Raw genomic sequence first — 17,659 nt, forward strand, 5'->3', positions numbered from 1 at the left:
CCGTCGTCCCCGCCGCGTCAGAACCGGAACTCGACGCCGTCGGCGTCTAAGTGACTCGATAGCCCCGCTCCGAGCGCGTACGCGACCCGTTCGGCTCCCCGACGGAGTCGGACGGCGAGTCCCCGCGGCGGCTCGAACTCCTGGACTACCGCGTCGGTGTCGAGCAGTTCCGAGAGTCGGTCCTCCACGTCGTCGCGAGTGCCGAGTTCGTCGACGAGCCCGAGTCCGTGGGCGTCGGTACCGACGTACACCCGCGCCTCCGTCTCCCGAATCGTCTCGACGTCCATCCCGCGACCCTCGGCGACGCGCTCGACGAAATGGTCGTAGAGGCGGTCGACGATGCCCTGCAGGTACGCTCTGTCGTCCTCGGAGAGTTCCTTCAACGCCACGCCCGCGTCCTTGTACTTCCCCGCCGCGAAACGCTCGTAGGAGACGCCCAACTGCTCGGCGAGTTCGTGGACGTTCACCGACGAGCCGATGACCCCGATGCTGCCGACGATGCTCGCCTCGCGCGCCCACAGTTCGTCGCAGCCGCTGGCAATCCAGTACCCGCCGCTGGCGCAGGTGTCGGTGGCGTAGGCGACGGTCGGCCCGTCGAAGTCGATGGCGGCGTTTCGGATGTCGTCGCTCGGGACGACTTCGCCGCCCGGCGTGTTCAACTTGAGCAGAAGCGCCTCCGCGTCTCCGTCGTCGGCGCGCTCTATCTGGTCGACGATGTCGTCGGCGGGGGTTCCGACGTTTCCGGTCGGGAGCGGGCCGCGGCCGCCGCCTCGCGAAATCGGTCCTTCGACGGCGACTTCGGCGACGTTGTGCGCCGAGACTCGGGAGGCGGCGACTCTCGACGCAACCCGCACGCCGACGGCGACGGTGACGACCACGAGGACGACGCCGAGGAGCTCTCCGAGCGAGTCGGGAACGTCGTAGAACAGCCACCAGCCGACGGCCGCCGCGGCGACAGCACCGAGGGCGACGATGAGCAGTCGTTCGACCGTTGCTTTCCGAGTGTTCACGGCAGGACACCAGCCATACCCGTAGCTGAGGGGCGTGACGGCTTAAAACTGCAAAGAGAGTGACGCGCTTAGAGAAGACCGGCGCGCTGGAGCTTCATCAGGTCCTCGGTGTCGAGGGTCTCGCCGTCTTGGAACGCCTGGTAGATCTCCTCGGCTTCCTGCTTGGCGGCCTCGCGTTCCTCGGCGCGGGAGTCCTTGCGCTCGCGCTCTTCCTTCTTGTCGAGTTCGCGCAGGCGCTTCTGGACGCGGACGAAGTCCTCGTGGTGGCGGTCGGCGGCTTCCTGCGCCTCGACGAACAGCTCGTGCATCTCGTCGGCGCGGTCGCGGATGTCGTCGGCCTCGCGGTAGGCCTCGATCATCTGGTTGTGGTGTTCCTGGGCCTCGTCGGCGAGCTCGGTCACCTTCTGGTGGTGCTTCGACGCCTCGGAGCGAACCTCCTCGGCCTCCTCGATGAGTTCCTCGAGTTCGCCGCTGTCCTCGACCTTCTCCTTTCGGTTCTGGTACTCCTCGCGCTTGTTTTCGATTTTCTCGATGAGTTCGCGCTCGTCCTCGGTGGAGAGTACCTCGGTCTGCTGACGGAACTCGAGCTGTTTGATCTCGTCTTCGAGCTCCTCGAGGTCCTTGCCGTCGTCGAGTTCGAGGTCGCTCTTCATCTCCTCGACCTTGTCGAAGAGCTCGTTGGCCTCCGCGTTCAGCTCGTTGCGCGACTTCTTGTGCTCCTGCACCTGCTCGTTGAGCGAGTCGCGCTGCTCGCGGTGTTCCTGGGCCTCGTCGACCTTCTCACGCGTCTTCGCGTTGAGGTCGTCGCGCTTGGAGGCGCGCTCGGAGGCCATCTGGTTGAGTTCGTTTCGTCGGTCGCGAAGCTGACCTGCGAGTTTGATGAGTTGGCCTTTCGAGCCACTCTCCAGTTTCTCGTCGGTCAGTTCTACGTTGTTCGATTCGTCCAATGCTTTGATTCCGAATTGTTCCGCTGCCATACTTGATCAATCCTCGATACCATCACCGCTCCGGGCGCGTGGCGGTCGCTCTGACGATGTGCGTTCGACCGTGGATAAGAAATTCCTGATCATTCCCCGTGCGATTCCGCCAGATGCCGGAGGCGTTCTGGTACCCTTACGTACTGGCGTTGTACATATAAATACTTCGGTGATCGAGTGAGTGAAAACAGCTACCATACGTGGTACTGTGGCACGATTCCGCACCAAACTGGTCCCTCATTGGTAACGGTTGACGCACTTAAACGACCGAGAATCATTCGGATTGATCACACCGCGAATAAATGTAGACGAGCGTCCCGAAAGAGTTCTCTCCTGTTCTCACTACGCTTCGCCCAGTAGAGACGGTGAAAGAGCTCCACGCTTCCGTGCGTTGCTCTCACTACGGTCGAGCGAAACGGCTGGGGAACGTATCACGTTTCCGTGCTTCCGCTCGCTTCGTTCGACGGAAACACCACAGATTTCCGTCGGCGCGTCACTTCTCCGCTATGAGAGAAGAGGTCGTTCACGCACGCGGGCACGAGCACGTCTCCGCCCGCCACGCGAGCACGTTCGAGGTGACGACAGACGACTGGCTCACCCCGGCCGGAGATTGTATCCTCGCCGTCGAGGCCGACCGGACGCCCGCCGAGTTCGACCCGACGTTCGTCGAAGCGTGTCAGAGCGAGGACGCGCGCATTATCGCGACATTCGAGGTCGACGGCGTCACCGAGCGCGTCGAGGGCCACGGCCACCCGAAACTCACGTTCGAGGGCGACCGGAGCATGGTCGGCCGGACCAGCGACCACACCGACGACCGAACGATCATGCTCGGGGCCGAGTTCGCCGCCGAGGGGTTCGACCGTGACCTCGTCTCGGCGCTCGCCGACGGCGCGGAACTGACGCTGACGCTTCGCGTCGACGCCGCCGACGCCTGAGGGCCGACGCGGACGCCATATCCCTTTTGCCGAATCGCTCCCACCGTCCGGTATGAAAGACGAACCTGCGGAGAACATCAGCGGCGGCCCCGACGGCGGCGGCGTCGAGGCCGAGTTCGACCCCAGCGAGGCCGACACCCGCGCCGAGGCCGTCGTCGACGAACTCGGCGAACTGTACTGGCGGAAAGCGTACGGCGGTCAGGACGCCTTCGAGTGTCTCGTCCGGACCATCCTGAGCCAGAACACCAGCGACGTGGCGAGTCAACCGGCGCACGATAGCCTGATGAACCGATATTCGGGTGGTGATCTCGCGAAGACGCTCGCCGACGCCGAACAGTCGGAACTCGTCGAGACCATCCAGTCGGCGGGGTTGTACAACCAGAAGTCGGAGATGATGATAGACGCCGCCGCCGAAATCGTCGACGAGTTCGGGGGCGAGGCCGCGTTCGACGCGTACGTCCGCGAGGAGGACCCCCAGACCGTGCGAGACCGACTGCTTGAGATTCGCGGCGTCGGCCCGAAGACCGCCGACTGCGTGCTCCTCTTCTCGGGCGGGCGCGGCGGCGTCTTCCCCGTCGACACGCACGTCCACCGAATCAGTCGGCGAATGGGACTCGCGCCGCCGGACGCCGACCACGAGGAAGTCCGCGAGTATCTCGAACGCGACGTTCCCGCCGAAAAATGCGGGTTCGGTCACACGGCGATGATTCAGTTCGGCCGCGAGTACTGCAAAGCGCAGAAACCGGCGTGCCTGGACGGTCCTGAGGCGTGTCCGCTGTACGACTACTGCGAGAGAGTCGGCATCGACGAAATCGAGGAGTCGGTAGTCGACCCGGCGGAGGCTGTCGCCGACGACTGACTCCCCGCCTACAGTTCCATATCCTCCCGCTCCCGGACGAGTTCGTCCAGCACGGCGTCGGCGCTGGCGAGGTTCGTCGCCAGCGGCGTCTCGTGCACGTCGCAGATGCGCAGCAGCGCCGAGATGTCGGGTTCGTGCGGTTGAGCGGTCAGCGGGTCGCGCAGGAAGATGACGCCGTCGCAGCTCTCCTCGGCGATTCGCGCGCCGATCTGCATGTCGCCGCCGAGCGGTCCCGACTGCATCCGTTCGATATCGAGGTTTGTCTCGTCGATGAGTCGCTGGCCGGTCGTTCCCGTCGCTATCAGGTCGAACGCCGCTAAGTCGTCGTGTCGATCCTTCGCGAACTCGATGAGCGCCGGTTTCTTCTCGTCGTGGGCGATGAGCGCGAGACGCATACTCTCCGTGGCGTGCCGTATCCAGTTGAATCCACCTGCGTCGGTCCGTTCGATGACATGTGATCTCGATGACAGAGTCCCCGAAACTGAATACCGTCGAGGTGGCACGTTCCGTGTATGTCGATGGAGACCTACACGCTGCGAGTCGAGGAGACCGAAACGCACGACGGCATCTCCGCCGACGTGTACGACGGCGACGAAGTCATCGCGGCGTCGACGCGCGTCGCCTACGACGACTACGGCCTCGCGGCGACCGGGGACGACAGGAGTCCGGAGGCGGCGACGGAGACGGTGACCGCCGACGCACTCTCGCTCGACGTCCAGATCGAACGAATCGACGGCCGATTCGAGTTCCGACTGCTCGGCGACGGCGAGGAACTGGCGCGCGAGTCGGTGACCGACGAGGAGTGGGAACTCGAACGCGAGGAGTAGGAGCGGGCGCGAGAACAGTCGGCGAAGAGACCCGGTTTCTGCTTACTTGAACCGGAACGTTTCGAGGTTTTTCGGCGCGAACGTCCGCATGTTGAACTCGTGGTACAGCGCCGACGAGAGGTCCTGCACCGAGCGCTCGTCGCCGTGGACGCAGAGCACCTTCTCGGGTCGGGGGTTCATCGTGCGGACGAAGTTCATCAGGCCGTTGCGGTCGGCGTGGCCGGAGAAGCCGTCGACCGTCTCGACGCCCATCTTCAGCGTGAGCGTGCCCGACCGCCCGGAGTTGCGGTTGTCGCGGTCGTTGACGGGTATCTCGTCCCAGCCGTTCTGGATGCGGCGGCCGAGCGTTCCCTGCGCCTGGTAGCCGACGAAGACGAGGTTCGAGTCCGGGTCCGGGCCGAGGTGGCGGAGCCACGACATGATGGGGCCGCCAGTAACCATGCCGGAGGTCGAGAGGATGATACAGGGGCCGTCGTCGGCGACCTCCTGACGTTCCTCCTCGCCGCCGTCGATATGGTTGAACTGCGGCGCGAGGAACGGGTTCTCGTCCTCGTGGAAGATGCGGTCGCGGAGTTCGTCGCGGAGATACTCGGGGTAGGTCGTGTGGATGGCCGTCGCCTCCCAGATCATCCCGTCGAGGTGGACGGGCATCTCCGGAATCTTCCCCGAGCGCATCGCCTGTTCGAGGACGAGCATGATCTCTTGGGACCGACCGACGGCGAACGCCGGGATGAGCACCTTACCGCCTTCGTCGGCCGTCTCGTTGATGACGTCGACGAGTTTCTGCTCGGAGTCCTCCTGGTCGGTCTGGTAGTCGTTTCGTCCGCCGTAGGTCGACTCCATTACCAGCGTCTCCACGCGCGGGAAGTCGTTGACCGCGCCGTTGAACAGGCGGGTGTCCTTGTAGTGGATGTCGCCGGAGAACGCGACGTTGTAGAGGCCGTCGCCGATGTGGAAGTGCGTCACCGCCGAGCCGAGGATGTGGCCCGCGTTGTGGAAGGTGAGCTTCACGTCGGGGGCGATGTCGGTGACGTCGCCGTATTCGAGCGGGATGCAGTGCTTGATGGCTTCGCGAACCATCTCGGACTCGTACGGCGGCGTCCGGCCCTCCTTGACCGCCACGTCGAGGTAGTCGAGCGTCAGCAGTCCCATCAGGTCGCGCGTCGGTTCGGTGCAGTAAATCGGGCCGTCGTAGCCGTATTTGAACAGGAGGGGAAGCAGCGCCGAGTGGTCGAGGTGGGCGTGCGTGAGCACGACCGCGTCGATGGAGTTCGCGCCCGACCCCAGCGCCTCGGGGACCTGGAGGTACGGGACCTCGCCCTCGGCACCGGGTTTGTCGCCGCAGTCGATGAGGATGCGCGTGTCGGCCGTCGAGAGGATGAACGACGCGCGGCCGACCTCGCGGCAACAGCCGAGCGTCGAGATGCGCACCCACTGTTCGCGGCTGAGCTGCTCGCGGTGTATCTGGCGGCCGACCCGCTCTAAGATGTCGCGGCGCTCCTCGCGCTCCTGCTTCAGGAAGTTTCGGACGTTGGAGACGGTAGAAGATTCGATGGGGGGCGTTCGGACGACTTCGGGCGTCCACCCGACCTGTTGGGTTATCTCGCGCAGCGTCGAGCCGTGACGACCGATGACCATGCCGGGTTTGGCCGCCTCGATGACGACTTCGCCGGTGTCGGCGTGGAAGTCGAGATCGGTCACGTTCGCCTCGTCGGGAATCACGTCGAGCACCTGCTCGCGTGCCTTCTCCGGGTCGGTGAGGACGTCGGGGTCCGGCCGAACCGTGATTCGTTTTCGGAGTTTGCTGGCGAGTTTCCGGATGAGGTCGCCGTTCTGCGCGAACTCCTTGGGGTTTCGCGTGTAGACGACGAGTTCCGGTCCCTCGTACTTCACGTCCGAGACCACGATGTCGCTCGGAAGTTCGCTGTCGATCTCTGCTTTCAGTTCCTCAAGTTGCTTATCTACTGAGCTCATATGTGTGCTGCCCGTCGGTCCACTCCGGTCGGGCCTCGTACTGCCGCCTCGGTGCCGCCGGGTCGCCGCGAACGCAGGTAATCGAACGCTCGTCGTGACCGGTGGTCCCGAGAGACATACTCAACGGAGTAACTCTGTATGCTATGTGCGGGAAGAGGCAGTGAAAACCCGCTTGTCCGGCAGTATTACCTTCGGATTATAAAAGCCTTCGCAAAAGGAAAGCCGGCGGCGGTTCTCGGAGACGCTATGGAACTCACAGCCGAGTCCGTCGCCGCCGAACGAGAGACGCTGAAATCCCGTGACTCGACCATCGTCGCGCTCATCAACGACGTTCGCGACGCACTCGGCGAACTGTTCGACACCGACGTCGCTTCCGTGACCGAGGCCCAGTACCGCGCCGAGGTCGACGCCGTCTTCGCCGACGGCGACGTGGCGGTCAACGTCGCCGGCTACGTCGGCCTGCTCCGAGAACTGGACGTCGAGGGCGACTATCCCGGCTTCGTCGTCGACGAGATACTGGGTCGAGAGCTAGCGTCGACCATCGCGGGCGGCCAACCGCACGCGTTGCTCGCGCAGGCGACGTTCCACTTCGCGGATACGATGACCCACAGCGAGGGCGTCGCCGGCGCTGACGACCTGGATGCGGCGCTGGCGGCGGGGTTTCAGACCCGGTTACCCGGATGGGAGTGGACAGAGGCGGAGAGTCCGTTCGGGGTCGGCGAACCGTAGCGCGGAACCGCACGCGTCAGTCCCCGAACGCCGTACCGAGAGGGCGTCGCACACTTCCAGAAGTCATATCCCACCGTACTGCGACCGTTTCGACAATGACCGACAACCAGGACCTCGGTATCACCGAGTCCAAGGAGTACAACACCGGCGACTGGTACGCCGAAGTCGTCCAGAAGGCCGGACTGGCCAACTACGGTCCCGAGGGGATGAGCGGCTTCATCGTCACCCGACCTCGTGGATACGCCCTCTGGGAGGCCGTTCAGGGCTATCTGGACGAGAAGTTCAAAGCGACCGGAGTGCAGAACGCCTACTTCCCGCTTTTCATCCCCGAGAGCTACCTCGAACGCGAGAAAGACATCGTCGAGGGATTCGACCCCGAAGTCGCGTGGGTCACCCACGGCGGCCACGAGGAACTGGAGGAACGCCTCGCCGTCCGCCCCACGAGCGAGAGCATCATCACTCCCTACATGAGTCAGTGGGTACGCAGCCACCGTGACCTCCCGCTACGCGTCAACCAGTGGTGCTCCGTCGTCCGCTGGGAAGCCACGGACACCAAACCGTTCTTCCGCACGAAGGAGTTCCTCTGGCAGGAGGGCCACACCGCCCACGCCACCGAAGCGGACGCGTGGGAGGAGACGATGCTCCGACTCGACCAGTACGAGTCGGCCTACGAGGAACTCTTCGCCATCCCCGTGCTCCGCGGGCGGAAACCCGACCACGACAAGTTCCCCGGCGCGGACACGACCACGACCGTCGAGGCGCTGATGCCCGACGGCAAGTCGGTGCAGGGCGCGACGAGCCACTACCTCGGCACCAGCTTCGCCGAGGCGTTCGATATCACCTACTCCGACGAGGGCGAGGAGGACCGAACGGCTCACACCACCTCGTGGGGCTTCTCGTGGCGCTCCATCGGCGCGCTCATCATGACTCACTCCGACGACCAAGGGCTCGTGCTACCCCCCACCGTCGCGCCCACGCAGGTCGTCGTCGTCCCCATCTGGCAGGAGGAGAACCAGGAAGAAGTGCTCGACTACGCCGGGAGCGTCGCAGACGACCTCGAAGCGGCTGGAATCCGCGTCGAACTCGACGACCGCGACGAGCGCAATCCCGGCTTCAAGTTCAACGAACACGAACTCAACGGCGTCCCCGTCCGCCTCGAAATCGGCCCCAACGAGGTCGAAGACGAGGAGATCACGGTCGTCCACCGCCCCGACGGCGGGTCGACGGTCGAGACCCGCGAGAACATCGCCGAGACGGTCGAGGACCACTTCGACGAGGTGTACGCGAAACTGTACGCCGCCGCCGAGGAGAACGTCGAGGAGAACGTCCGCGACGCGTTCGCCCGCAACGAGATTCTCGGCACCATCGGCCAGCACGGCGGCTACGTCCGCGCGCCCTGGTGCGGCGAGGAGAGCTGTGAGACCGAGATCAAAGACCAGATTTCGGCCGAAATCGTGATGGTCCCGTTCCCCGACGACGAGGAGAAGCAGTTGGATCTCGACGACCACGGCGAGTGCGCGGTCTGCGGCGAGTCGTCCGAGGAGACCGCGTACTTCGCGAAGTCGTACTGAGCACCGGCGACCTCGTTTTCCGGCAGTCCCACGGTCGACCGCACCGACCGCCTCGCGCTCGTCGACGCCTACGGCGAGGAGTAGCTCATCTTCCCCTCCTCCTCACTCATCCGTATCGAGTAGAGACGACCGTAGGGGAGGTGTAAGTAGCCCCTGTCCGGGAGTTTGACTCGGACGCCCGCGACCTTCCCGGAGTCGGAGATGTTCTCGGCTGCGACCTCTTCTTCGGTCACCCCGTCGGGCGATTCGTACACGAGAGTTGCCATCGCGGGTAGTGCCGTCTCCACACGGATAAATCGTCGCCGCGAGCGTCCCGACGGTGACGGCCTCGCCGCAGATACGCCCGAATCCATCACGGTCGTTCGGTCTATACAGTATATCATAACGGCCTTATATGCCATAAGAACACCCTTATTCTTTCAGGAGTACGCTCATAAGTGGCTAGCTCCAGGCTCAGTGTATGACCAAGCCACACACAGACACCCGCAGGGTCGGCCTCGCGGACCCGGCCGACGAACGCTCGAACTGCGGCGTCGGCGCCGTCATGGACCTCGACGGTGGCGCGTCGCACGACGTGCTCTCCGACGGGCTCGAACTACTCGTAAACCTCGAACACCGCGGCACCACCGGTGCGGAGGAGAACACCGGCGACGGCGCGGGCATCATGATACAACGCCCCGACGCATTCTTCGCCGAGGAACTCGACTGCGACCTCCCCGAACTGTGGGCGATCGGCTCCGTCTTCTTCCCACAGGACGACGACGCCCGCGAACGCGTCGTCGGCGTCGTCGAGGACGCGCTCGCCGACCACGGACTCGACGCGTTTCACTGGCGCGACGTTCCGACGGACAACACGGACCTCGGCGCGACGGCGCTGGAGTCGGAACCGGACGTCCGGCAGCTGTTCGTCCAGCCGACCGACGACGCGACGGACGCCGAAGCGTTCGACCGCGCGCTGTACGTCGGCCGTCGTGCCGCCGAGAATGCCGTCGACGACTCCGGCATCGAGGGGAGCGGGCGCTTCTACGTCTGCTCGCTCTCGCGGAAGACGCTCGTCTACAAAGGTCTCCTGAAGGCCGAGCAGCTGCCGACGTACTACCCGGACCTCAGCGACGAGCGGATGAAGACGTCGCTGTCGATGGTTCACGCCCGTTTCTCGACGAACACCCTCGGCGCGTGGCATCTCGCGCACCCCTACCGCAACGTCGTCCACAACGGCGAGATAAACACCATTCGCGGCAACGTCAACTGGATGCGCGCCCGCGAGACGGAGTTGGAGCACCCCGACTTCGGCACAGACATCGAGACCATCAAACCCGTCACACACGCCGACCAGAGCGACACCGCCAGCGTCGACAACGTCGTCGAACTCCTGTTACAAGGTGGCCGCGACCTGCCGCACGTCCTCCGGATGCTGATTCCGGAGGCGTACCGCAACGACCACGCGATGGACGAGGGGCGACACGACTGGTACGACTACCACGCGAGCCTCGTCGAACCGTGGGACGGGCCGGCGCTCGTCGCCGCCACCGACGGCGACAGAATCGCCGCGGTGCTCGACCGCAACGGCCTCCGGCCGTGTCGCTACGACGTGACGACCGATAACCGCCTCGTGATGGCCAGCGAAGTCGGCGCGCTCGACCACGACCCAAGCGAAATCAAGTCGCGCGGCCGCCTCCAGCCCGGCCAACTGTTCATGGCCGACCCCGAGGAGGGTCGCGTCATCCCCGACGAGGAAGTGTTCGACTCGCTCGTCGATGCGAAGTACGGCGAGTGGGTCGCCGACGAACAGCGCCACCTCTCGGCGTCCGCCGACCCCGAGGCGTTCGGTACCCGCGACCCCGTCGAGTCGCTGCGCGCCCAGCAGGCGGCGTTCGGCTACACGCAGGACCAACTGAACCACCTCATCGAGCCGATGGCCAGACAGGGGAAAGACCCCGTCGGCTCGATGGGCGACGACACGCCGCTGTCGGTGCTCTCGGACTTCAACCGCCCCCTGTTCACGTACTTCAAACAGCTGTTCGCGCAGGTGTCGAACCCGCCGATCGACTACATCCGCGAGAAGTTGGTGACGAGCCTCGAATCCCGCCTCGGTAACCAGCGGAACATGCTCGCGGAGTCGCCCGAGCACGCCCGGCAACTCGTGCTCGACTCGCCCGTCGTCACCGACGAGCAGACGGCCGGAATCGAGGACCTCGACGGCAGCGACGGCCTGCGCAGCGAGACGCTCGACATGACGTACGAGCGCGGCGAGGAGGAACTCGAAGACGCGGTCGAACGCCTTCGCGACGAGGCCCGCGAGGCCATCGAGGGCGGCGCGGACATCGTCGTCCTCTCGGACCGTGCGGCCGGTCCCGACAGAGTGCCGATTCCGAGTCTCTTGGCGACGGGGGCGGTCCACCACAGCCTCGTCCGTAACGGGCTGCGCAACCGCGCCGGACTCGTCGTCGAGTCGGGCGACCCCCGCGAGGTCCACCACATTGCGACGCTCGTCGGCTACGGCGCAGGTGCGGTGAACCCGTACCTCGCCTACCAGACCATCGAGGACATCGTCGCCGGTCCCGACGGGGCGGACCCCGAGGAGGCCATCGCAGCGTACGTGAAGGCGCTCGAAGACGGCCTGCTGAAGACGATGGCGAAGATGGGTATCTCGACGGTCGAGAGCTACCGTGGTGCCCAGATTTTCGAGGCCGTCGGCCTCTCCTCGGAGTTCGTCCGCGAGTACTTCGAGGGCACCGAGATTCGCACCGAAGGCATCGGGATGCCCCAGATAGAGGCGGACTTGCTCACGCGCCACACCGTCGCTTACGGCGAGGACCCGAAGCTCGAAGTCCAGGGCGAGTACGAGAACCGCTCGGCGGGCATCCACCACCAGTGGAACCCGAAGACAGTCGGCGCGCTCCAGCGGGCGGTCCGCTCCGGCAACTACGAGACGTACCGAGAGTTCGCCGAACTCGTCAACGACCAGAGCGAGGAGCTACAGACGCTCCGCGGCCTGCTCGACTTCGACTCCGACCGCGATTCGATTCCCATCGAGGACGTCGAACCCGTCGAGGAGATCGTGAAGCGGTTCTCGACGGCGGCGATGAGCCTCGGCTCGCTCTCGCCGGAAGCCCACGAGAACAACTCCATCGCGATGAACCGCATCGGCGGGAAGTCGAACTCCGGCGAGGGCGGCGAACCGCCAAAGCGCTTCGGCACCGAGAAGGAGTGCAACGTCAAGCAGGTGGCGTCGGGTCGCTTCGGCGTCACGAGCCACTACCTCTCGTCGGCCGACGAGCTACAGATCAAGATGGCGCAGGGGTCGAAGCCCGGCGAGGGCGGCCACCTCCCCGGCAAGAAGGTAAACGAGATGATAGCGCACGTCCGCTACTCGACGCCGGGCGTCGGCCTCATCTCACCGCCGCCGCTGCACGACATCTACTCCATCGAGGACCTCAAACAGCTCATCCACGACCTCAAAGTCGCCAACGAGGACGCCGACATCAACGTCAAACTCGTCTCGGAGGCGGGCATCGGCACCATCGCCGCGGGCGTCGCGAAGGCCAACGCGGATGTAGTACACATCTCCGGCGACTCCGGCGGTACGGGCGCGTCGCCGAAGACGAGCATCAAGAACGCCGGCCTACCGTGGGAACTCGGCCTCGCGGAGGCGAACCAGATGCTCTGTGCGACGGGCCTGCGCGACCGGATTCGCGTCTCCACCGACGGCGGGATGAAGACCGGCCGCGACGTGGCTATCGCCGCGCTACTGGGCGCGGAGGAGTACATCTTCGGGACGGCGTCGCTCGTCACCGCCGGCTGCGTGATGGCGCGGCAGTGCCACGAGAACACCTGTCCGGTCGGCGTCGCGACCCAGAACGAGAACCTTCGGAACCGCTTCCCCGGCGAACCCGACCACGTCATCAACTACATGACGTTCATCGCGCAGGAACTGCGCGAGCTCATGGCCGAACTCGGCTTCGAGACGGTCGACGAGATGATCGGCCGTCCCCGCTACCTCCGCCAGCGCGAGACCGACCACGAGAAGGCCAAACATCTGGACCTCTCGGCGGTACTCGCGGAACCGGCGGGCGAGCAGCGTCGCAAGACGCAGGAACAGTCACACTCGGACCTCGACGCGCAACTCGACCGCCAACTCATCGAGGACGCGCAACCGGCGCTCGACGACGGTGAACCCGTCCAACTGCGCCACGAGATATCGAACGTCGACCGCGCGGTCGGCGCGATGCTCTCGGATCGCATCTCGACGCGGTACGGCGGCGAGGGGCTCTCCGACGACACTATCACCTGCGAGTTCGACGGCGTCGCCGGCCAGAGCTTCGGGGCGTTCCTCGCCTCGGGCGTGACGATGCGCCTCACCGGCGCGGCCAACGACTACGTCGGTAAGGGGCTCTCCGGCGGCAAAGTCGTCGTCGAGACGCCCGCGGACGCGAGCTACGAACCCGACGAGAACGTCCTCATCGGCAACGTCGCGTTGTACGGCGCGACGCAGGGCGAACTGTACGTCAACGGCGTCGCGGGCGAGCGCTTCGCCGTCCGCAACTCGGGGGTGAAAGCCGTCGTCGAGGGCGTCGGCGACCACGGCTGCGAGTACATGACCGGCGGCGTCGTGGCCGTGCTCGGCGGGACGGGGCGGAACTTCGCCGCGGGGATGTCCGGCGGCGTCGCCTACGTCTACGACCCCGACGAGGAGTTGGCGGCGAAGGCGAACACCGAGATGGTGTCGCTCTCGCAGGAACTCGGCGAGAGCGACGAGGCGATGCTGCGCCGCCTCGTGGAGAACCACGCCGACTACGCCGACAGCGAGCGCGCCGAGGCGCTGCTCGCGGAGTGGCCCAGCGAAGTGAAGAACTTCGCGAAAGTGATGCCGGACGCGTACGCGAAAGTCATCACCGAGGAGGGACGCGCCGACGTACGCGACGAACTCCCCGCGCCCGCCGGTTCCGTCGAAGACACCCGCATCGACCGCGAAGTCGCCCAGAGCGACGACTGAACGCGGCGAGCGCGGCGCTGCGCGTCGTCATCTTCGCTCGTCTTCCGTCTTCTGTCTTTTTCTCCCGTCTCTCGTACCCCCGGAGCGACGCGCGTAGTACTCCGTCTGACGGAGTCGGGGACGGTTGTTTCAGCTCGTCCGACACGAGATAGTGACGTTCACGCACAATCGGTCGTATATGTTTACATTCGCACACCACCGGTTTCATGAATTGACATTAGGGGGATGGAGAGCGAACAAACCACACGAACATCACATTTCTCTGAACTGAATTTATCTTATGTCGTACTGTCGAACTCCATGGTCATGGAAAAAAACGCACGGACCGATTCGACAGCACCCATGGTTGGGCGTCGCAGCGCACTACAAACACTCGGTGCCGCCGCGGGACTCTCAGTCGGGCTCCCACTGGTCGGAAGTTCCGGTGTCTCCGCCCAGCAAGAGCGCGTGGTAGAAGCGTTCGAGTACGGGGCGCAGCAACTCGGGGACCGCTACCAGTTTTTGGACGGACAGGAGGGTGTTTCGACGACGCAAAACGTCTCGCAGTCCGGGTCGCGGTCACTCCGGATTACCGGCGTCGACTCCGGTGTGTACACCGCGTCGCTGCCGGACGCACCGACGCGAGGCGACACGTTCTCGTACTGGGTTCGCGCGACCGGCGGGGCCGACACGCTCAATTTCGGGTACGCCGTCGAGGACCCGAACAACCAGTACTACGTCAAACTGCAGCTTCCCCAGAACAACGTCTTTCTCTACAAGGAGACCAACGGGGCGAAGTCGCTGGTCGGACAGTCGAGCCAGGGATTCGCGCTCGGCCAGAACAACTGGTACCAGGTACTCGTTCGGTGGCAGGAGTCGGGGAGACACATCGTCGTCGTCGCCGACGCCGACGGAACCCCCGTCACCAGACTCTCGGGGACTGACTCCCAGTACGACGGTGGCGGCGTCGGCTTCTACGCGTACCTCGCCTCCGGCGGAAGCGGCTTCTACGACTCGCTGGTCAAAACTCCGCAAGAGGGGTGAGATGGGTCGAACAGTTCGAACGGGTCGAACGATTCCTCCGCGCGAAGTCGGTAGCGCGCCATCGTTCTCTCGGGTGGGAAACAACTGATACGACGCCGAGCGTACGTACCATATGACATCGCGACCCAACGACGACCTCGCGGACGGCATCGTCTACATCGCACGAACCGCGCTCGGCGACGCGCTTCGCAGCGTCATCTACTTCACGCCCGACGAGTTCGAGGTGCTGTACCTCCGCTCGGATCTCTACACCGACGACAGGTCGCGCGTCCGCTCGGTGAAGGAGCCGCTCGTCGAGAACGAGCGCCTCGGCTTCTCCTCGCAGGAGACGTACGGCGACCTGTTCGAGAACCCGGCGACCGAACCGGACGTCGGCGAGTACGAGTACACGATTCGCGTCTTCTCGAAGGGCTTTCTCTGTCGCGTGCTCGTCGACGACCACGGCGTCATCATCACCACCGACGAGTTGGACATCACCGAGTTCGAGGCGCAAGCGGTGAGCCTGCGGTCGTTGCTCACGGTCGGCGACCAGAACTGAACGCTGCCGGGCGTGTGTAGCCGACGCACCCGTCCACGACGCGGCCCAATGGGGGCCACGTCTCTTTTCCGCGCGGTCCGTTCCGCCTGACGTACGCTTTTCGCGCACCCCCGCGAGCAGAGCATATGAAAACCGCTCTCTGTCTCGGTGGGACGCGCTTCATCGGCCGCCACACGGTCGAGGAACTGCTCGCGCACGACTACGACGTGACGACGTTCACCCGCGGCACCCACGACGACCCCTTCGCGGACCGTGCGGGCGTCTCGCACATCCCCGGCGACCGGACCGACCGCGACGCGCTGGAGTCGGCGTCGGCCGAAGTCGCCCCCGATGTCGTCGTCGACTTCTGTGCGTACCATCCCCACGACGTGGAGACGGCGACCGACGTGTTCGCCGACGCCCGCTACGTCTACGTCTCCAGCGGCAGCGCCTACGCTCGACCGGACGTGCCGATGCGAGAGGACGAGACACCGATTCACGACTGTACGCCCGGACAAGCCGAGGACGACTCCGCCGAGAGCTACGGTCCGCGGAAGGCCGAAGGGGATAGAGCGGTCGCCGTCGCCGCCGCAGAGGGTGCCGAGGCGATGGCGGTCCGGCCGATGCTCGTCTACGGGCCGCACGACTACACCGAACGCTTCGCGTACTGGGTCGGCCGGGTCGCCGAGTACGACCGCGTGCTCGTGCCGGGCGACGGCGGCAGTCTCCTCCACCGGTCGTACGTCGGGGACGTCGCCAGCGCCCTCAGAATCGTCGCCGAAGAGGGCGACCCGGGCGAGGCGTACAACGTGGCCGACAGGAACGCATTTTCGCTGTCGGAGTCGCTGGAGTTGATCGGAGAGGCGCTCGATACCGAGGTGGAAGTCGTCGGCGCGAGTGACCGCGAGTTGGCCGAGGCGGACCTCGAACCGACGGATTTCCCGCTGTACACCCCACGGCCGATGCTCGTGTCGACGGAGAAATTACACCAGTTGGGCTGGGAGTCGACGCCGAAATCGGAGGCCGTCGCGACGACGGCGACGGCGCATGTCGAAAACGATCGCGACGGGGCGGAGAACGAGCCTGAGAGGGCAGACGAAGAGCGGGTGTTAGACGCGTTGGATGCCACAGTGGAACCCGACGACGCGTAATCACGGCCAATCGGACCGCCACTCGTACACTTTTCATCCCGCACCACCGACCGAGAACCGACATGAGCGACACGAGCGACTCGGCACTCGTCGTCGGCGGGACGCGCTTCATCGGCCGCCACGTCGTCGACGACCTACTGGAGAACGGCTACGAGGTCACCATCTTCAACCGCGGCAACCACGAGAACCCCTTCGCGGACGACGAGCGCGTCGGCCGCGTCGAAGGCGACCGAACCAACCGAGACGACCTCGAACGCGCCCGCGACGAGGCGGACCCGAACATCGTCGTCGACTGCGTCGCGTACAAACCCAAGGAAGTAGAAGAGGCAGTCGACGTGTTCGCCGACGTCGACGGCTACGTCTACATCTCCAGCGGGAGCGCCTACGGCAACGAAGAGATTCCGAAACGCGAGGGCGTCACCGAACTCTGCGACTGCACGCCCGAACAGACCGAAGACGACTCGCCCGACAGCTACGGGGCGCGGAAAGCCGAGGGCGACCGCATCGTCTCTGAGGCCGCCGAGCGAGGCGTCAACGCCACCTCGGTCCGCCCGTGCATCGTCTACGGCCCGCACGACTACACCGAGCGCCTCGATTACTGGTTAGAGCGCGTCGACAACTACGACCGCGTCATCGTGCCGGGCGACGGGACGAACATCTGGCACCGCGCGTACGTCGAGGACGTGGCGAGCGCGCTCCGTATCGTCGCCGAGTCGGGCGAACCCGGCGAGGCGTACAACGTCGGCGACCAGCGACTCGTCACGCTCGAAGAGATGGTCGAGGTCGTCGCCGACGCCGCAGATACCGAGATAGAAGTCGTCCACGCGGGCGAACGCGAACTCGCCGCCGCGGAGCTCGAACCGACGGATTTCGTCCTCTACCGACCGTACCCACACGTCCTCGACACGAGCAAACTCGCGTCGCTGGGCTGGGAGTCGACGCCCGTCGACGAGGCGATGCGCCGCACCGTGGCGGAACATCGCGAGAGCGAACGCGACGGCTCCGAACACGACCCGGGACGCGACGCCGAGGAGCGGGTGCTCGGCGTGTTGGACACCATCTAAAAACGAACCGCGTCGTTCTCGTTCGA

The 17,659-nt window shown here is 65.2% G+C and carries 15 protein-coding genes; 10 read left to right on the forward strand and 5 right to left on the reverse strand.

Annotated features, from left to right (window positions below; all coding sequences use genetic code 11):
* Positions 1-17: 17 nt before the first annotated feature.
* Both sppA and LAQ74_RS09795 read right to left on the reverse strand, forming a co-directional pair.
* On the reverse strand, positions 18-1,010 hold the full coding sequence (sppA, locus tag LAQ74_RS09790; protein ID WP_224332368.1) for a signal peptide peptidase SppA: 993 nt from the start codon (positions 1,008-1,010) through the stop codon (positions 18-20).
* Positions 1,011-1,078: 68 nt separating this feature from the next.
* Positions 1,079-1,987 carry a coiled-coil protein gene (locus tag LAQ74_RS09795; RefSeq protein WP_224332369.1) on the reverse strand — a complete coding sequence of 303 codons (909 nt, stop codon included), beginning with the start codon at positions 1,985-1,987 and terminating at the stop codon, positions 1,079-1,081.
* A gap of 506 nt (positions 1,988-2,493) precedes the next feature.
* Here LAQ74_RS09795 and LAQ74_RS09800 point away from each other — a divergent pair.
* Together LAQ74_RS09800 and LAQ74_RS09805 are read left to right on the forward strand one after the other, a co-directional pair.
* Positions 2,494-2,922 carry a DUF371 domain-containing protein gene (locus LAQ74_RS09800; RefSeq protein ID WP_224332370.1) on the forward strand — a complete coding sequence of 143 codons (429 nt, stop codon included), beginning with the start codon at positions 2,494-2,496 and terminating at the stop codon, positions 2,920-2,922.
* Positions 2,923-2,974: 52 nt separating this feature from the next.
* Entirely contained in the window at positions 2,975-3,781 is an 807-nt protein-coding gene (locus tag LAQ74_RS09805; RefSeq protein ID WP_224332371.1) for an endonuclease III domain-containing protein, read from the forward strand.
* 8 nt (positions 3,782-3,789) lie between these two features.
* On the opposite strand, the gene LAQ74_RS09810 is transcribed toward LAQ74_RS09805, so the two are convergent.
* On the reverse strand, positions 3,790-4,176 hold the full coding sequence (locus LAQ74_RS09810) for a methylglyoxal synthase (RefSeq protein WP_224332372.1): 387 nt from the start codon (positions 4,174-4,176) through the stop codon (positions 3,790-3,792).
* 117 nt (positions 4,177-4,293) lie between these two features.
* Between LAQ74_RS09810 and LAQ74_RS09815 the strand changes: the two genes are divergently transcribed.
* Positions 4,294-4,608: a hypothetical protein gene (locus LAQ74_RS09815; protein WP_224332373.1), complete on the forward strand. Its 315-nt coding sequence runs from the start codon at positions 4,294-4,296 to the stop codon at positions 4,606-4,608.
* Positions 4,609-4,650: 42 nt separating this feature from the next.
* Here LAQ74_RS09815 and LAQ74_RS09820 read toward each other — a convergent pair whose 3' ends face one another.
* Positions 4,651-6,582, reverse strand: a complete 1,932-nt coding sequence (locus tag LAQ74_RS09820) for a beta-CASP ribonuclease aCPSF1 (RefSeq protein ID WP_224332374.1) — start codon at positions 6,580-6,582, stop codon at positions 4,651-4,653.
* A 246-nt stretch (positions 6,583-6,828) separates the two neighbouring features.
* Here LAQ74_RS09820 and LAQ74_RS09825 point away from each other — a divergent pair, with 246 nt between their 5' ends.
* Together LAQ74_RS09825 and proS are read left to right on the forward strand one after the other, a co-directional pair.
* Complete coding sequence (locus LAQ74_RS09825) at positions 6,829-7,311, forward strand: DUF7984 family protein (RefSeq protein ID WP_224332375.1); 483 nt, start codon at positions 6,829-6,831, stop codon at positions 7,309-7,311.
* Between the two features lie 95 nt (positions 7,312-7,406).
* On the forward strand, positions 7,407-8,882 hold the full coding sequence (proS, locus tag LAQ74_RS09830; protein WP_224332376.1) for a proline--tRNA ligase: 1,476 nt from the start codon (positions 7,407-7,409) through the stop codon (positions 8,880-8,882).
* A 68-nt stretch (positions 8,883-8,950) separates the two neighbouring features.
* Here the strand turns inward: proS and LAQ74_RS09835 are convergent, their stop codons facing one another.
* Complete coding sequence (locus LAQ74_RS09835) at positions 8,951-9,148, reverse strand: hypothetical protein (RefSeq protein ID WP_224332377.1); 198 nt, start codon at positions 9,146-9,148, stop codon at positions 8,951-8,953.
* Positions 9,149-9,342: 194 nt separating this feature from the next.
* On the opposite strand from LAQ74_RS09835, the gene gltB reads away from it, so the two are divergent.
* The 5 genes from gltB to LAQ74_RS09860 all read left to right on the forward strand — a co-directional run bounded on the left by gltB (position 9,343) and on the right by LAQ74_RS09860 (position 17,633).
* Entirely contained in the window at positions 9,343-13,878 is a 4,536-nt protein-coding gene (gltB, locus tag LAQ74_RS09840) for a glutamate synthase large subunit (RefSeq protein ID WP_224332378.1), read from the forward strand.
* A 342-nt stretch (positions 13,879-14,220) separates the two neighbouring features.
* Positions 14,221-14,901: a hypothetical protein gene (locus LAQ74_RS09845; RefSeq protein ID WP_224332379.1), complete on the forward strand. Its 681-nt coding sequence runs from the start codon at positions 14,221-14,223 to the stop codon at positions 14,899-14,901.
* A gap of 112 nt (positions 14,902-15,013) precedes the next feature.
* Entirely contained in the window at positions 15,014-15,439 is a 426-nt protein-coding gene (locus LAQ74_RS09850) for a DUF7522 family protein (RefSeq protein ID WP_224332380.1), read from the forward strand.
* A gap of 125 nt (positions 15,440-15,564) precedes the next feature.
* On the forward strand, positions 15,565-16,569 hold the full coding sequence (locus LAQ74_RS09855) for an NAD-dependent epimerase/dehydratase family protein (RefSeq protein ID WP_224332381.1): 1,005 nt from the start codon (positions 15,565-15,567) through the stop codon (positions 16,567-16,569).
* A 62-nt stretch (positions 16,570-16,631) separates the two neighbouring features.
* Positions 16,632-17,633, forward strand: a complete 1,002-nt coding sequence (locus LAQ74_RS09860) for an NAD-dependent epimerase/dehydratase family protein (RefSeq protein WP_224332382.1) — start codon at positions 16,632-16,634, stop codon at positions 17,631-17,633.
* Positions 17,634-17,659 lie beyond the last annotated feature (26 nt).

This window comes from Haloprofundus halobius (genome assembly GCF_020097835.1).
Classification (GTDB): Archaea; Halobacteriota; Halobacteria; order Halobacteriales; family Haloferacaceae; genus Haloprofundus; species Haloprofundus halobius.

Bases quoted from the DNA above. Each gene is read 5' to 3' on its own strand.
- LAQ74_RS09825 (WP_224332375.1), top strand. From the start codon at position 6,829: ATGGAACTCACAGCCGAGTCCGTCGCCGCCGAACGAGAGACGCTGAAA.
- LAQ74_RS09800 (WP_224332370.1), top strand. From the start codon at position 2,494: ATGAGAGAAGAGGTCGTTCACGCACGCGGGCACGAGCACGTCTCCGCC.
- LAQ74_RS09820 (WP_224332374.1), bottom strand. From the start codon at position 6,582: ATGAGCTCAGTAGATAAGCAACTTGAGGAACTGAAAGCAGAGATCGAC.
- proS (WP_224332376.1), top strand. From the start codon at position 7,407: ATGACCGACAACCAGGACCTCGGTATCACCGAGTCCAAGGAGTACAAC.
- LAQ74_RS09860 (WP_224332382.1), top strand. From the start codon at position 16,632: ATGAGCGACACGAGCGACTCGGCACTCGTCGTCGGCGGGACGCGCTTC.
- LAQ74_RS09795 (WP_224332369.1), bottom strand. From the start codon at position 1,987: ATGGCAGCGGAACAATTCGGAATCAAAGCATTGGACGAATCGAACAAC.
- LAQ74_RS09815 (WP_224332373.1), top strand. From the start codon at position 4,294: ATGTCGATGGAGACCTACACGCTGCGAGTCGAGGAGACCGAAACGCAC.
- LAQ74_RS09855 (WP_224332381.1), top strand. From the start codon at position 15,565: ATGAAAACCGCTCTCTGTCTCGGTGGGACGCGCTTCATCGGCCGCCAC.
- gltB (WP_224332378.1), top strand. From the start codon at position 9,343: ATGACCAAGCCACACACAGACACCCGCAGGGTCGGCCTCGCGGACCCG.
- LAQ74_RS09835 (WP_224332377.1), bottom strand. From the start codon at position 9,148: ATGGCAACTCTCGTGTACGAATCGCCCGACGGGGTGACCGAAGAAGAG.
- LAQ74_RS09850 (WP_224332380.1), top strand. From the start codon at position 15,014: ATGACATCGCGACCCAACGACGACCTCGCGGACGGCATCGTCTACATC.
- LAQ74_RS09810 (WP_224332372.1), bottom strand. From the start codon at position 4,176: ATGCGTCTCGCGCTCATCGCCCACGACGAGAAGAAACCGGCGCTCATC.
- LAQ74_RS09845 (WP_224332379.1), top strand. From the start codon at position 14,221: ATGGTTGGGCGTCGCAGCGCACTACAAACACTCGGTGCCGCCGCGGGA.
- LAQ74_RS09805 (WP_224332371.1), top strand. From the start codon at position 2,975: ATGAAAGACGAACCTGCGGAGAACATCAGCGGCGGCCCCGACGGCGGC.